General features: G+C 68.1%; 14 protein-coding genes. 5 read left to right on the top strand and 9 right to left on the bottom strand.

Features of this window, described 5'->3' with window-relative positions; translation table 11 throughout:
* Window positions 1-349: 349 nt before the first annotated feature.
* The 4 genes from G9473_RS11460 to putA all read right to left on the bottom strand — a co-directional run bounded on the left by G9473_RS11460 (window position 350) and on the right by putA (window position 6864).
* The gene (locus G9473_RS11460) at window positions 350-2503 is read right to left on the bottom strand and encodes a TonB-dependent receptor (protein WP_291133465.1); all 2154 of its coding nucleotides are present in this window, start codon (window positions 2501-2503) and stop codon (window positions 350-352) included.
* Between the two features lie 79 nt (window positions 2504-2582).
* A complete protein-coding gene (locus tag G9473_RS11455; protein ID WP_291133464.1) occupies window positions 2583-3059 on the bottom strand; it encodes a hypothetical protein in 477 nt (158 codons plus the stop codon).
* Window positions 3060-3090: 31 nt separating this feature from the next.
* Window positions 3091-3642 carry a hypothetical protein gene (locus tag G9473_RS11450; protein WP_291133463.1) on the bottom strand — a complete coding sequence of 184 codons (552 nt, stop codon included), beginning with the start codon at window positions 3640-3642 and terminating at the stop codon, window positions 3091-3093.
* Window positions 3643-3708: 66 nt separating this feature from the next.
* Window positions 3709-6864, bottom strand: a complete 3156-nt coding sequence (gene putA / locus G9473_RS11445; RefSeq protein WP_291133462.1) for a bifunctional proline dehydrogenase/L-glutamate gamma-semialdehyde dehydrogenase PutA — start codon at window positions 6862-6864, stop codon at window positions 3709-3711.
* A gap of 234 nt (window positions 6865-7098) precedes the next feature.
* On the opposite strand from putA, the gene G9473_RS11440 reads away from it, so the two are divergent.
* The 5 genes from G9473_RS11440 to G9473_RS11420 are packed head-to-tail and all read left to right on the top strand — an operon-like array spanning window position 7099 to window position 9998.
* Window positions 7099-8313, top strand: coding sequence for a class I SAM-dependent methyltransferase (locus G9473_RS11440; RefSeq protein ID WP_291133461.1), 1215 nt, complete (start codon window positions 7099-7101; stop codon window positions 8311-8313).
* Window positions 8310-8678: a hypothetical protein gene (locus tag G9473_RS11435; protein ID WP_291133460.1), complete on the top strand. Its 369-nt coding sequence runs from the start codon at window positions 8310-8312 to the stop codon at window positions 8676-8678. Before G9473_RS11440 ends, G9473_RS11435 begins: the two co-directional genes overlap by 4 nt.
* A 48-nt stretch (window positions 8679-8726) precedes the next feature.
* Entirely contained in the window at window positions 8727-9419 is a 693-nt protein-coding gene (locus tag G9473_RS11430; RefSeq protein WP_291133459.1) for a hypothetical protein, read from the top strand.
* Window positions 9420-9432: 13 nt separating this feature from the next.
* Entirely contained in the window at window positions 9433-9738 is a 306-nt protein-coding gene (locus tag G9473_RS11425; RefSeq protein ID WP_291133458.1) for a DUF1330 domain-containing protein, read from the top strand.
* Window positions 9735-9998, top strand: a complete 264-nt coding sequence (locus G9473_RS11420; RefSeq protein WP_291133457.1) for a DUF6356 family protein — start codon at window positions 9735-9737, stop codon at window positions 9996-9998. Before G9473_RS11425 ends, G9473_RS11420 begins: the two co-directional genes overlap by 4 nt.
* A gap of 3 nt (window positions 9999-10001) precedes the next feature.
* Here the strand turns inward: G9473_RS11420 and G9473_RS11415 are convergent, their stop codons facing one another.
* Genes G9473_RS11415 through G9473_RS11395 form a run of 5 tightly spaced genes read right to left on the bottom strand, consistent with a single transcriptional unit; the run spans window position 10002 to window position 14683 of the window.
* Complete coding sequence (locus tag G9473_RS11415) at window positions 10002-10595, bottom strand: VOC family protein (protein WP_291133456.1); 594 nt, start codon at window positions 10593-10595, stop codon at window positions 10002-10004.
* The gene (locus G9473_RS11410) at window positions 10592-11773 is read right to left on the bottom strand and encodes a CaiB/BaiF CoA-transferase family protein (RefSeq protein ID WP_291133455.1); all 1182 of its coding nucleotides are present in this window, start codon (window positions 11771-11773) and stop codon (window positions 10592-10594) included. The genes G9473_RS11415 and G9473_RS11410 overlap by 4 nt, the downstream gene beginning before the upstream one ends.
* Window positions 11770-12690, bottom strand: a complete 921-nt coding sequence (locus G9473_RS11405; RefSeq protein ID WP_291133454.1) for a hydroxymethylglutaryl-CoA lyase — start codon at window positions 12688-12690, stop codon at window positions 11770-11772. The genes G9473_RS11410 and G9473_RS11405 overlap by 4 nt, the downstream gene beginning before the upstream one ends.
* The gene (gene leuD, locus G9473_RS11400) at window positions 12687-13307 is read right to left on the bottom strand and encodes a 3-isopropylmalate dehydratase small subunit (protein ID WP_291133453.1); all 621 of its coding nucleotides are present in this window, start codon (window positions 13305-13307) and stop codon (window positions 12687-12689) included. The genes G9473_RS11405 and leuD overlap by 4 nt, the downstream gene beginning before the upstream one ends.
* Window positions 13304-14683, bottom strand: a complete 1380-nt coding sequence (locus G9473_RS11395) for a 3-isopropylmalate dehydratase large subunit (RefSeq protein WP_291133452.1) — start codon at window positions 14681-14683, stop codon at window positions 13304-13306. Before G9473_RS11395 ends, leuD begins: the two co-directional genes overlap by 4 nt.
* Window positions 14684-14687 lie beyond the last annotated feature (4 nt).

Raw genomic sequence — 14687 nt, 5'->3', positions numbered from 1 at the left:
GCGGCGGGCTGTCACCATGGCTTGGGGGTCCCCTGCGAAGCGAACCACTAGATACTGAATCAGGTGCGAATCCGCGTCAACGCCCGATTAACCCTTAACCGGCCTGCCCGGCGTCCGATCGCCCGCCGAAACCCCGTGCGACGCGTGGACCAAGCTTGAGTCGCGGATTGCGCAAGGGGCAAAATGAATCTGTGAAGAAAAATTTGGTGATTGAATCATGTGAATCAACGCCTGAATCTTTCGCATTCGCGGCGGCAATTTTGTTGCGCTTTCGGGGCGGCCGGGAGGGCCGGGAAGCGCTTAAACGCCTCCCGTCCGGCCCTCCCGGCCTCGCCGCGAAAACGCGCCGTCAGAAACGCCCCGTCAGCCGCGCCCAGACGCCGCGCCCCGGCCCCGGCAGGCGCTCGAACAGCGGCACGTCGGAGGCTCCGAACCGGCTGCGTCCGGCAAGGTGCGGCTGGTAGAATTCGTCGAACAGGTTCTCCACGCCCGCTTCGATGGCGAGTCCTTCGGCAAGGCCGTAGCGTGCGAACAGGCCGACGACGGCGAAGGACCGGCTCGGCTCCTCGCCGTTGAAGGCCGACACCTTGTCCTGCTCGGCGGCGGCGAACAGCTCGGCCCCGAAGGAGAACCCGTCGCCCCGATAGGCCGCCGCGACGCGCAGGTTGGCGGGCGGGATGCGGTAGAGGTTGTCGGCGGCATCGCGGCGCTTGCCCCTGACGAAGCTCGCCGTGCCGCTCACCTCGATGCGTTTCACCGGGCGCAGCGCGAAGTCGAGATCGACCCCGTAAAGCTCGGCATCGACATTGCCGAAGCGCAAGGGGGTGGGATCGCCGTTCATCGCCGCGATCATTTCCACCGGGCTGTCGATCACGCCGATCGTGTCGTCGAAGGGCACGCCCTGGATGAAATCGTCGACCCGGCGATAAAAGGCGGTGGGGCGCAGCGACAGCACTCCGGTTTCAAGGTCGAAGCCCACTTCCGCGATCCACGCGGTCTCGGGCGCGAGATCGAGATTGCCGACATAGATATTGCCGTCGGCAAGGCCGAAGCTCGCCTCGGTCGGGAGCCAGCCGAACCGCTCGAGCAGGCTCGCGACGCGCTCCTTGCGGGCAAGCGTCACGCGCGGCGTGACGTCGCCGAGCGGCATCCATGCGCGCAGCACGGCGTCGAACGTCGTCTGGCGCGTGTCGCGATCCGCCGCGCCGAACGCGCCTGCGAGCATCCGCGGGCCCATCGGGACGGCGTCGCCGACGCGGGGGATGGCGGCGCTCTGGGCGGTGCTGTCGACCCGCGCGCCCAGCTCGAATTCCGCGCGCCCGACCCCGCCGCGCCACTGGGCGAAGGCGCCGACGCGCTCGGCCTGCACATTGGGCTGCGATTCGAGGAAGAAGGCCGGGTTGAAGGGGTTGGTGATGGTCACGAACTTGTCGGTCAGTTCGGTGTCGGCACCGATCTCGACGTGGTTGTTGGCCTTGCCGAAACGCAGGGCGAATTCGGCGGTCGTGGTGTCGGCATCCGCGAAGGTCGCGCGCGCGCGGGGCGGGGGCGCGACCGGATCGCGGGTGGTCTGGTTGTCCATCAGGTGACGGATCGCGACATGGCCCAGCCTCAGCGTGAGGTGCACGTCCTCGGCGATTTCCCCGCGAAACCCGCCCTGCACGAAGTCGGTGTCGAAGAACACGATGTCGAGGAAGAAGGGCGGGTTGCCGGTCGGGTCGGTCTCGCTCCTGCGATATTCGAGGAACAGCTCGCCCGCCCCGGTGCGGAAACCGGCGTGCGCGCCGTAAAGGTTCCGCTCGAACGAGGTGCCGACCGCGGTGCCGCCGGGGAATTCATAGTCGCCCCCCTCCTCGCGGCTGGCGATCACGCCGAAGCGCCAGTCCTCGTTTGACAGGCCCGCCATGCCGCCGATGGCGTAGCTGTCGTCGACGCTGCGATACTGGCTGGTGAAGCGCAGGTCGGGTGACCAGTCGGCGCTGTCGGTGAAATCCGTCTCGAACAATTGCGCGTTGACCGCACCGGCGAGCGAGGGCCCCTGCGAGACCGGCGCGACGCCGCGCGCGACGTCGATCCGCTCGACGAGGACCGAGGGCGCGTAGTGGAAGGGCGGGTCCATCGCGTTGGGGCCGCCGGTCGCGAAGCGCTGGCCGTTGACGCGGCCGAGCACGCGCTGCCCGGCGAGGCCGCGATAGGACAGCTGGCCCGACAGCGCGCCGTTGCCGAAGAACGCGCCGCCCGGCACGCGCGCCGCGATCGCGGTGGCATCGGCGGGAAGCGCGATCTGCTCGGGCATGGCGAGGCTGTCCTGGCCGACGCGCCTTGCGCGGTCGGGCCGCACGGCGCTGACCACGATGCGGTCGGTCAGGATCGGGTCTGCCTGCTGCGTGTCGGTTTCGTCGGGGTCGGAAGTGTCCTGCGCGATAGCCGCCTCGAAGGGCGCGAAGGCAAGGCAGGAAAGCGAAGCGAGCAGGATCGCCCTGCTCATGGAGGTGAATGCCATGATGGATATGTCCGTGATATGCGTGAGCCGCCGCGCACCGGCGTTTGCGGCCAGTGCACGGTTCTGAAAGCGTCGGGTGTCAGACGTTCAGCGGCGGCCCTCGCAGGGGCGGACGCAGTCTCGGCAGGCGGGCCTCGACCCGCTCGCGATAGGCGATGAGCCGGGGCGCCGCGACAATCGCGACCGGCCCTTCCCAGCCCCGCACGTCATTGGCGAGCCCCGGGGCGGAAAACCCGGCAAAGGCGCAGTCGCCGCCCGACTGGCTCGACGAGGAGGGGCCGCCCGACGGCTCGTCGTGGTGGCCCATGGCCGCATGGGCCGCGCGCCGTTCCTCGTCCTCGATCTGCGCGACCATCCGCGCGAGCGGGTGGGCATCGGGGCAGGCGGTGATCTCGAACCCGTGCGCCGCGGAAGGCGCGACCATATAGCCGCGCGGAACCAGCGCGCCGGCCAGCAGCACCAGCGCCATGACCGCGAAGGTCACGAGCTGATTCATCGGGGCCTGGCGCGATGTTCCGGGCATGGGCCTGCGGCGATAGGCGGTAAGGAGGCTCATGTCACGGCTTTCGCGCGCCCGCCGCCGCGCTTCAGTCGATCACCTCGGCGTCGAGCTCGGGGTTCATCCGCGTCACGTGGTTGAGCCATTTCTTCGGCCGGCGCAGCATATCGTCGGGGTAATCGACCTTCAGCCCGAGGATCTCCGCCATGCGCCCGACGAAGTGGATGCAGTTGCGCTTTTCAAGGTCGTAATACTTGCCCGGCGCGTTCTGCCATGCGTTCACCTCGGCGATGATGCGGCGATATTGCCGGTCGGTGATGGTCAGGGTGAAATGGCGGTTGGTGTTGCGGATGTTCTTTTCCGTTTCAGCCAGCACCATGTGTTCGACCGGGCCGGTGAGGATCGCGGGCGTCACCTTGCGCGCGGAAAAGCCGTAATTCTCGTTCACCGCCTCGCCGGTCGCCTCGAGCGTGCCTTCGAGCACGATGAAGGTGTGCGGATAGCGCCCCCACAGCACCGACCCGTCGAAGCTGTGGAAGTGGATGCGCACCTCGGCCATCGCCGCGCTGCTCCACGCGAACAGGAACAGCGCGAGAAGATGGACCGCGAGGCGGGGCAGGCGCAGGAGCTTGGCAGGCATGGGGAGCGGCATACCGCCCCCCCGATGCCCGTGGCAAGCACGTGTTATGCCTGCAGCAGGCTGGTCCTATGCCTGCAGCAGGCTGGCATTCCCGCCCGCCGCGGTCGTGTCGATGCAGACCGCGCGCTCGACCGCGAAGCGGGCGAGGTAATGCGGCCCGCCCGCTTTCGGCCCGGTCCCCGACAGGCCCTCGCCGCCGAACGGCTGGCTTTCGACGACCGCGCCGATCTGGTTGCGGTTGACGTAGAAATTGCCGACCCGCGCGCGCGCCTCGACGAAGCGGCGGGTGGCGGCGATGCGGCTGTGAAGGCCGAGCGTGAGGCCATATCCGGTCGCGTTGATGTCGGCGATGACCTGTCCGAGATCCTCCGCCCTGAACCGCGCGACGTGCAGCACGGGGCCGAAATTCTCGCGCGTCAACTCGTGGATCGAATCGACCTCGATGATGGTCGGCGCGACGAAACAGCCCTTGCCCGTCTCGTTCGGCATGGCGCAGCGCATGACGTGCCGCCCGCTCGCCTCGCTGCGGGCGACGTGGCGTTCGAGCGCGGCCTGCGCGTCGGGATCGATGACGGGTCCGACATCGGTCGAAAGCCGGGCAGGATCGCCGACGTTGAGCGCCTCGAACCCGCCGCGGATCATCTCAAGCATCTCGTCGGCGACGTCTTCCTGCAGGTAGAGGACGCGCAGCGCCGAGCAGCGCTGGCCCGCGCTCTGGAAAGCGCTCGCCACCACGTCGCGCACCACCTGTTCGGGCAGCGCCGAGGAATCGACGATCATCGCGTTCTGCCCGCCGGTCTCGGCGATGAAAGTCGCGATCGGGCCTTCGCGCCCGGCGAGCGTGCGGTTGATCGCGCGCGCCGTCTCGGTCGAGCCGGTGAAGGCGACACCCGCCAGCCGCGGGTCGGCGGTGATGAGCTGGCCGACCTCGCCCGCGCCGGGAAGCAGCTGGAAGGCTTCGGGCGGGATGCCCGCCTCGTGGCACAGCTTCACCGCGAGCGCGGCGATGAGCGGGGTCTGTTCTGCGGGCTTCGCGATCACGGCATTGCCCGCGGCGAGCGCGGCCGACGCCATGCCGGTGAAGATCGCGAGCGGGAAGTTCCAGGGGGAAATCGTCGCGAACACGCCGCGCCCGTGGAGCGAAAGGCGATTCTCCTCGCCGGTCGGCCCGGGCAGGATGACGGGTTCGGCGAACTGGCGTCGCGCCTCGGCCGCGTAATAGCGCAGGAAATCGACCGCCTCGCGCACCTCGAGCACGCCGTCGAGCAGGGTCTTGCCCGCCTCGCGCGTGGCGAGGCTGAGGAATTCGGCGGTGTGCGCCTCGAACAGGTCGGCGGCTTCCTCGAGCAGGAGCGCGCGCTTTTCGCCGCCGAGCGAATCCCAGCCCGGCTGGATCGCGCTCGCGCGGGCGAAGGCGTCCTCGACCTCCTGCGGGGTCGCATCGCGGCGCTTGCCGACGACCTTGCTGAGATCGTGCGGCATGGTGATCGGCGCGATCTCGCCCGCTTCGGGGCCGGGGAAGGTCGGGCCGGCATACCATTCCTCGTCCGCCAGCCTGTCGATTTCGGCCTGCAGCGGCCCGAGCACCAGCGGGTCCGACAAATCGACGCCTGCGGAATTGAGCCGGCCGCCTTCCGCCGCGCCGAAAATGTCCCTGGGCAGCGGGATCGCCGGGTTGCGGCGCGGTTTCATCGCGGCGAGTTCGGCGACGGGGTCGCCCACCAGTTCCTCCGCCGGGATCTCGGCATCGCCCATGCGGTTGACGAAGCTGGTGTTCGCGCCGTTTTCGAGCAGGCGGCGCACGAGATAGGCGAGCAGTTCCTTGTGCCCGCCCACGGGTGCGTAGATGCGCACGGGGGTGCGGTCATTGCCCTCGATTTCGTGGAGCGCCTCGAACACTTCCTCGCCCATGCCGTGCAGGCGTTGGAACTCGAAGGAACGTCCGGCACTCAACTCCTTCACCACCGCCACGGTGTAGGCGTTGTGCGTGGCGAAGGCGGGGAAGATCACATCGTCGTGCTCGAACAGGCGCGCGGCGCAGGCGAGGTAGGACACGTCGGTCGCGATCTTGCGGGTGAAGACCGGATAGTCGTCATAGCCGCCGACCTGGCTGATCTTGATCTCGCTGTCCCAATAGGCGCCCTTGACCAGCCGCACGAACAGCTTGCGCCCATGCCGCCGGGCGAGCTTGGCGATCCAGTCGCACAGCGGCACGCCCCGCTTCTGGTATGCCTGGATGGCGAGGCCGAAGCCTTCCCAGCGGCTGCCGTCGGCGCGGGCGAAGATTTCATCGTCGCTGACGAGCGCCTCGATGATGTCGAGCGAGACTTCGAGCCTTTCGGCTTCCTCCGCGTCGATGGTGAAGTGGATGTTCGCATCGCGCGCCTTGATCGCCAGCTGCTTGACGATGGGCGTGATCTCGGCGCGGGCCTGTTCCTTGTGGAAATGGGTGTACTTGGGGTGGAGCGCCGACAGCTTCACCGAAATGCCGGGCGAGGTTCCGATCCGGCCCGAGGCCTCGCGCGTCAGGCGCTCGATCGCCTTTTCATAGGCCACGCGGTAACGTTCCGCGTCGGCATAGGTCATCGCCGCTTCGCCGAGCATATCGAAACTGTGGGTGATGCCCTTCGCACGGTCGGGCGCGGCGCGCTTCAATGCCTCCTCGATGGTGCGGCCGAAGACGAACTGCCCGCCGAGAATCCGCATCGCCTGCAAGGTCGCGCGGCGGATGACGGGTTCGCCCAGCCGGTTCATCGCGTTCTTGAGCGTGCGGCCCATGCCCTTCTGGTGTTCCTCGGGCCGCTCCAGCACCTCGCCCGTCAGCATCAGCGAGAACGTCGCCGCATTGACGAAGGTCGACGAGCTTTCGCCCAGGTGCTCGCCCCATTCGATCTCGGCGATCTTGTCGCGGATGAGCGCGTCGGCGGTGCGCGCATCGGGCACGCGCAGCAGCGCTTCGGCCAGGCACATCAGCGCGATGCCTTCCTCGGTGTCGAGCCCGTATTGCTGGAGGAAGGCGTCGATCCCGCTCGCGGTCTGGGCGCGCGCGCCTTCGATCAGGCGCGTGGCGAGCGCCGCCGCCTCGGGTGCGACCTTGCGCGCGGGCGCTGCCTGTTCGAGCCTTTCGGCGATGCAAGCCTCTTCCTCGAAGCGATAGGCGCGCTGCAGGTCGCCGCGGTCGAGCCTGTGGGTCGCGGGCTGCGGGATGTCGGGCGTGGTCAATTCGTGGTGCTTTCCTGTCTTGAGCCGTGGATTCGGCGAAACGTGCCTAAAATCGCATAGGGGCCGGGGCACTAGCAAGCTTTGTGGATGGGAAGCGTTTGAGCGCGATCAAGGTTTCCCGCGCCGGAACGGGCGATGCGTGCGCTTCGTTCAGGTGCTGCCCGTCCAAAAGGCAGGATTGACAAAGCGGACCTGTCGGGCGAATTTGTCCGGACAAATTCTCGAGGTGATGAAATGGCCAGCGATCTTCCCCCTCCCTATACCGCGCTCACCCGGCACGAGATGATGCCGCGCACCACCCACGACGAGGCGGCGCGGTTCAATTTCCTCACCCATTTCAATCGCTACCTCTCAGGCACGATCGGGGCGGGGAACCGGCTCGCCTACGAAAAGCGCGTGTTGCCCGCCTTCCGCGCCGAGCACGGGCGCGATCCCGAGCACCGCTATGAAATCCGCGACGCGATGAACAAGGACCCCTGGCACCGGATGTGGTCGGCGCTGAAGCGCAATTCGATGGAGATGCGCCAGCACACCGGGCGGCAAGTGGTGCTCCGCCAATTGGACGAGCTCGATGCCATGGCGCGCCAGTATAACGAGCATTCGGGGATGCTCGAACTCAATCCTGCCGTCGAGCAGCCCGAATACCAGACCGCGGTCGACATCCACTGCCAGCCCGGCGGCTATCACGGGGGCGAGCGCGAGGGCGACGTCACCGTCGGCGCGAATTACGATGTCGGCCTGTTCGCGACGACCGGCGGCGCGCTGGGCGGGCTCAACGACGGCGGCGGGCAGGCCGTGGTCGAATGGGTCAAGTCCGAACGCCCCGACTGGAAGCCGCGCCGCATCCTCGATATCGGCTGCACCATCGGCCACAACGCCGTGCCGATCGCGCAGGCATTCCCGGACGCCGAGGTCATCGCGATCGACACCGCGGCCGCTTCCCTGCGCTACGGCGCGGCGCGCGCGGCGGCGATGGGGGTGAAGAACATCCGCTTCGTCCAAGCATCGGGGGAGGACCTCTCGCGCTGGGCCGACGGGTCTTTCGACTGGGTCCAGACGACCATGTTCCTGCACGAGCTTTCGGCCAAGGCCATGCCGCGCATCCTTGCCGAAGCGAACCGCGTGCTCGCGCCCGGCGGGCTCATCCTGCATATCGAGCAGCCGCAATATTCGGACGAAATGCCGCTGTTCGAACAGTTCATGCGCGACTGGGACGCCTTCAACAACAACGAGCCGTTCTGGTCGGCGATGCACGGGCAGGACCTGAAGGACGTGATGGCGAAGGCCGGCTTCCCGCGCGATTCGCAGTTCACCGCCGGGGTTCGCGCGGTGGTCGATCCGGAGATCTTCCCGCCCTCGCCCGACGACGGCGAGGAAGATTTCGGCCGCGCCGCGATCTGGAACGCCTATGGCGCGTGGAAGCCGCAAGCGCAGGAGCAGGCCGCGTGAGCGGCGAGGGCGAAGGCTTCGACTGGGTCGAGGCGTCGGGGCGCAAGGCCAAGGGCAGGCGGCCCGAATATTTCGACGATCCCGCGCTCGACCGGCTTTATTCGACCGTCTTCGCGCTTGCCGCCGAAGTCTCCGCCCTGCGCGAACGGCAGGACACGGTGGAGCGCCTGCTCGATGCCAAGGGCACGATCAGCCGCGAGGACATCGAGACCTACGAGCCCGACCGCGCCGCTGCCGACGAGCGCGGGCTCGCGACGCGGGCCTATGTCGCGCGGATCATGCGCGGCTTCCAGCAGGAGGTCGAGGCGATGGAAGCCTCCGACCCGCCGATCATGGACATCGTGGAGAAGCTCTCGCGCGAATAGTCCTCCGCGGCCCGGCCGCTTTTTCATCGTTCACCTGGGGAGGGGGACATGGAATTCCTGTATCTCAACGAGCTGTCCATCCTCAGATGGATCCACATCCTCGCCATGGTCTACTGGCTGGGCGGGGAATGGGGCGTCTTCCAGACGAGCTACCACGTCACCAATCCCGCGCTCTCGCTGGAGGAGCGGCGGCGGCACATGGAAACCGCCTACCGCATCGACATCCTCGCGCGCACAGGGATAGTCCTGCTGCTCCCGCTGGGGCTGCACATGGGCAAGATCTACGGCTTCGTGCCGCTGCTTGACGGGGCGGGGGTGTGGCTCATGTGGCTGTTCTTCGCCGTGTGGCTGGCGATGACCTGGACCGCCTTCATCAAGCGCGAGACCGATCTCGGCATCGCCGTCACGCGGGCCGAGGAACTGCTGCGCTATCCGCTGATCGCCGCGCTGTTCGTGCTGGCCTTCATGGCCTTCGCCGGGACCGGGCCGATCCATTCCGGTGAGGGCAACAACTGGTATCCCGCGAAGATGGCGCTCTACGCCTTCGCGCTCGTCATCGGCCTGTTCCTGCGACTCGTCATGCGCCGCTGGACCGAGCGGTTCCGGGTGCTCGCCGCTGGGCCGGACGCCGCGCAGGAGGCGGCGCTCGCGAGGGAGATCGGCCTCGCGCGGTGGTCGGCCTATGTCTACTGGATCACCATCGCCTCGGTGTGCTTCCTCGGCGCCGTGAAGCCCTTCTGAAAGGAGACACGCAATGCCCGCCTACATGATCGTCACCGCCTCGATCCGCGACCGCGAGGCGTTCGTTTCGGACTACGGCGCGCGCGCGGCGGAGCTGATCGGCCGGTTCGGCGGCGAATACCTGCTCCGCGGGCCCGGAGCCGAATGCCTCGAAGGCGATTTCGGGGAGGGCGCGAGCATGGTCATTTCCAAATGGCCCGACCGCGAGGCGGCCAAGCGCTTCTGGAATAGCCCCGAATATGCCGAGGCGAAGAAGCTGCGCGAGGGGCTGGCCGACGTGCAGGTGCTGCTGATCGACGGGCCGGACATCTCGGCATGAGCGCGCGGCCCTCGCTTCCCGCCCGCCTGCACCGGGCCTTCACTCAGCATCCCGCCTCGGTCGGGGAAAGCTATGGCGAACACTGCGCGAGCGCGCTGCGCTTCGGCCTTGCCATGATCGCGGCGGGGCTGGCGTGCATCCTCCACGCCTTCGTGCCGTTCCTGTTCGTGCGCACGGGCAGCCGGCAGGTCGTCCGCCTCCACGAAAGCATGGTGACGCACCGCTCGCGCCTGCCCGAACCGATCGATTTCGTGATCTGACGCTCAGTCGAGGATCTGGTTGAGTTCGATCAGGATGCCATCGGGGTCGAAGAAATTGCACCCCATCACCCGGATCTCCGCGCCCCCGTCGCGGCCGGGATAGACCTGCAGGCGCGGCTCGGCGGTGAAGGTGACGCCGGGAACTTTCTTCGCCGCCGCGCAGCGTCCTTCGACATCGTCGGTGTTGAGCACCAGCACGACATCGCCCGGCCCCATGCGTTTCGGGTAATCGTCGGCGGGAATCGGCGGGCTGGTCCACTCCATCAGCCCGATCCAGCCGACCCACGGATCGTTCGCGTTGAGGAGGACGAGCCGCGCGGTCGCCCCCGGCTCGCCCGCCGGAAGCGCGACGCCGCTGGTGGTGACGGTGGTGTCGTAATTGACTTCAAGCCCGATCACGTCGCGGTAGAGCCGGAGCGATTTTTCCATGTCGCGCACGATGATCGTCGCGCGGCGCACGTCGGTCGGCAGGCGCTCGGCGGGCGCGTCCACGCCCGCCGCGCGCGGCGCGCTTGCGGCGGGAGGGGCTTCGTTGCCGATATTGATCGCGCATCCCGCCAGCAGGGCCGCGGCCGCAGCCGGTGTCATCCATCTCATGCGCTCTCTCCCACCGCACCGCCGCCGATAAGCGCGGCGATCCTGTCCTCGTCATAGCCGAGCCCGGCCAGAACGCTGCGCGCGTCGCGCCCGGGCTTGGGCAGTTCCTGCGGCGCCCCGATCCGCTGCCCGCCCATTTCGAGCGGGATGGTCGGCAGGCGCACCTGCGTCCCGTTATCGAGCGTCACGTCCTCCAATCCGCCCTCGGCGAGGTGCGGATCGTCGAACATATCCTCCGGCTTGCCGATCGGCGCGAAGGGCAGGCCCGATCCGTCGAGCTTGGCGATCACCTCTTCGCGCGTCATGGTGGCGACGAGTTCGCGGATAACGGGAAGGATGCGATCGCGCGCTTCGACGCGGGCGTTGTTCTCGCGCAAGCTTTCGTCCGCCCACAACTCGTCGAGGCCGAAGAGCTTGCAGAACTTCTCCCACAGCGCGTCCGTCACCACCCCGATGAAGACGGGTTCGTCCTTGGTTTGGAACACGTCGTAGATCGCCCAGGCGGACACGCGCGCGGGCATGGGGGCGGCGGGCGTGCCGGTGACGGCGTATTGCGCCATATGCTGCCCGACGAGGTAGATGGTGGTCTCGAACAGGCTGGCGGTGACCTTCTGCCCGCGCCCGGTGCGGTGGCGTTCCTCGAGCGCTGCAAGGATGCCGATGACGCCGAACATCCCGCCGGTCACGTCGATCACGCTCGCGCCTGCCCTCAGCGGCTTGCCCGGAGGGCCGGTCATGTAGGCGAGCCCGCCCATCATCTGCGCGACCTCGTCCAAGGCGGTGCGCTGTTCGTAGGGGCCGGGCAGGAAGCCCTTTTCCGAGCAGTAGATCAGGCGCTCATTGGCCTCGGCGCAGCTTTCGTAATCGAGCCCCAGCCTATCGAGCGCGCCGGGGCGGAAATTCTCCACCAGCACGTCCGCTCCCGCCACGAGGTCCTTCGCCACCGCGATGCCGTCGGCGCTCTTGAGGTCGAGGCAGATCGAGGACTTGCCGCGATTGTACATCGGGAAATAGCCCGCCCCCGAGCCCTTCAGCCGCCGCGTGCGGTCGCCGCCGATCGGCTCGATCCGCACGATCTCCGCCCCGAGCCCTGCGAGGATATGCCCCACGGTCGGGCCCATCACCATGTGGGTGAATTCGACGACCTTGATGCCCTGAAGCGGCGTCGGCGCGCTCATGCCGCGGCCCTTTCCTTGTAATCGAGCATCGGCCCCGCATCCGGCGTGAAGCCGTAGAGCGGCTCGCCGGGAAGCGCCTCGGCGACGATTTTGCGCACTTCGAGCAGTTTCTCGAGGTCGATCCCGGTCTTCAGCCCCATGGAATTGAGCATGAGGACGAGGTCCTCGGTCACGAGGTTCCCGCTCGCACCCGGCGCGAAGGGACAGCCGCCGAGGCCGCCCAGGGAGGCGTCGAAGGTGGTGATCCCTTCCTCCAGCCCCGCGACGACATTGGCGAGGCCAAGCCCGCGCGTGTTGTGGAGGTGGAGCGTGGTGAGCCTGTCCGCGCCGACCGCCGCCTTGACCTTGCGGGTGAGCCTGCGGACCTGCGCCGGGTCGGCATAGCCGGTCGTGTCGGACAGCGAGAGCTCCTCGGCGCCCGCCTCGACCGCCTTTTCCGCAAGGCGCACGACCTGGTCCTCGCTGACCGCGCCTTCCATCGTGCAGCCGAAGGCGGTGGAGAGGCCGACCGCGAAATGGATCGAGTGTTCGCGCGCAATGGCGGAGGCCGCTGCGATCTCTTCGAGCATGGCGGGATGGTCCTTGCGCACGTTCTTGATCGAGTGCGTCTCGCTCATCGAGAAGGGGATGCTCATGGCGTGGACCCCGGCTTCGGCCGCGCGGCTCGCGCCCTTGGCATTGGGGACGAGCGCGACGACGGTCAGCCCCTCGATTTCCCGCGCGAAGGCGACCAGTTCGGCGGTGTCGGCCATCTGCGGCAGGAGTTTCGGCGGCACGAAGCTGCCGACCTCGATTTCCTTCACGCCCGCCGCCGCTTCGGCTGCGATCCAGCGCTTCTTCGCTTCCAGCGGCATCACCCGGTCGATCGACTGCAGCCCGTCGCGCGGGCCGACTTCGGATACGAGGATTTCGGTCATTCGGTGTTCTCCAAGTATACCCAGGGGCGCTTTTCGCGGTCGACCTCGGTCCAGCCTTCTATCGCATCGCGCTGCGTCAGCGTCAGGTCGATCGCGTCGAGCCCTTCGGCCAGCATCCGCTTGGCCTCGGGGTCGATGTCGAAGCCGTGCGCCTCACCCCGGCAGCGGACCTCCTGCGCTTCGAGGTCGATCTCGACCACCTCTCCCGCGATCTCCTCCAGCACCTCGCGCGGCAGGGTGACGGGGAGGATGAAATTGCGGATGCAGTTGCCGCGGAAGATCGGCGCGAAGCTTTCCGCGATCACAGCGCGAAAACCGTATTCGGCAAGGGCCCAGACCGCGTGTTCGCGGCTCGACCCGCAGCCGAAATTGGACCCCGCGACGAGGATCTGCGCGTTGCAGTATTCCGGGCGGTTGAGCACGAAATCCGGATTCGGCGTCCGGGCGTCCGCATCGCTGTAGCGCCACGGGGCGAACAGGCCCTCGGCAAGCCCCGTGCGACCGGTCGAGCGCATTTCCCGGCTCGGAATGACCGCGTCGGTGTCCACGTTGTCCGCGAGCCTTTCGACATGGAGCGGCGCGGCGATCCCGGCGAGCGGCTGGGGGAAGGCGGTCATGCCGGCTCCTCCACGCGCATATATTCGCGCGGGTCCGCGATCACCCCTGCGATGGCGCTCGCCGCGACGGTTTCGGGCGACGCGATGTGGGTGCGGATGCCGGGGCCCTGGCGCCCCTCGAAATTGCGATTGGTGCTGGAGATGACGCGCGAGCCTTGGGGAAAGCCCTCGCCGCCCGCGTAGAAGCACAGCGAACAGCCGCTCATGCGCCATTCGAAGCCCGCCGCTTCGAACACTTTGTCGAGCCCCTCGGCCTCGGCGGCGCGCTTGACCGAAAGCGAGCCGGGCACGACCAGCGCCTTCCTGATGCCGGGGGCGATGCGGCGACCCTTCAGGATCGCGGCGGCGCGGCGCAGGTCGGACAGGCGCGCATTGGTGCAGCTGCCGATGAAGGCGGCGTCCACTGGTGTCCCGGCGAGAGCCGCCCCCGCTTCGAGCCCGATATAGTCGTGCGCCCGCGCCGGGCCTTGCGGGACGGTTCCGGTGACGGGGATGGTGTGTTCGGGACTCGTCCCCCAGCTCACCATCGGGACGATCTGTGAGGCGTCGATGACGATCTCGCGGTCGAATGTCGCGTCCTCGTCGGTCCGGAGCGTGCGCCAATAGGGATCCTCGAAGCTGTCCGGCGCATAGGGCCTGCCCGCGAGGTAGGCGAAGGTCGTCTCGTCCGGCGCGATCAGCCCGGTCATGGCGCTGAATTCGGTCGCCATGTTGGCGAGGGTCATGCGCGCTTCCATGTCGAGCGCGCGCACCGCCTCCCCGGCGAACTCCACCACGTGCCCCGCGCCCCCGCCCGCGCCGTGCGCGGCGATGAGGGTGAGGATCATGTCCTTCGCGGTCACGCCCGCTGGGAGCGCGCCCTCGAAGGTCACGCGCATCGTCTTCGGCTTTTCGAGCCGCAGCGTCCCCGTCACCATTGCGTGTTCGGCCTCGGACGAGCCGATCCCCCAGGCGAGCGCGCCGAAGGCTCCTTGCGTGCAGGTGTGGCTGTCGGGCGCGACGAGGGTGAGGCCGGGCAGGACGATGCCCTGTTCGGGCGAGATCACGTGGACGATGCCCTGCGCCGGGTCGTTGACGTCGAACAGGGTGATGCCCGCCTCGGCGCAGGCGGCGCGGGTCTCGGTGATGAAGCCCTCGCCGCCCGGCATCAATGTCCCGTCCCCGCGCCCGGGCCGCGTGTCGACGATATGGTCCATCACGGCGAAGACCCGCGCGGGATCGCGCACTTCCCGCCCCATCTCGGCCATGCGGGCGAGCGCGGCGGCGCCGGTGCGTTCGTGAAGGAACACCCGGTCGATCGCGACCAGCGCCGCGCCGCCCGCCGTCTCGGCGACGAAATGCGCGTCCCAGATCTTGCCGAACAGCGTGCGTCCCATCTCG

It is taken from the genome of Erythrobacter sp., assembly GCF_011765465.1.
In the GTDB taxonomy this organism is placed as follows: Bacteria; Pseudomonadota; Alphaproteobacteria; order Sphingomonadales; family Sphingomonadaceae; genus Erythrobacter.
This window is presented reverse-complemented; position numbering and strand designations above follow the sequence as displayed.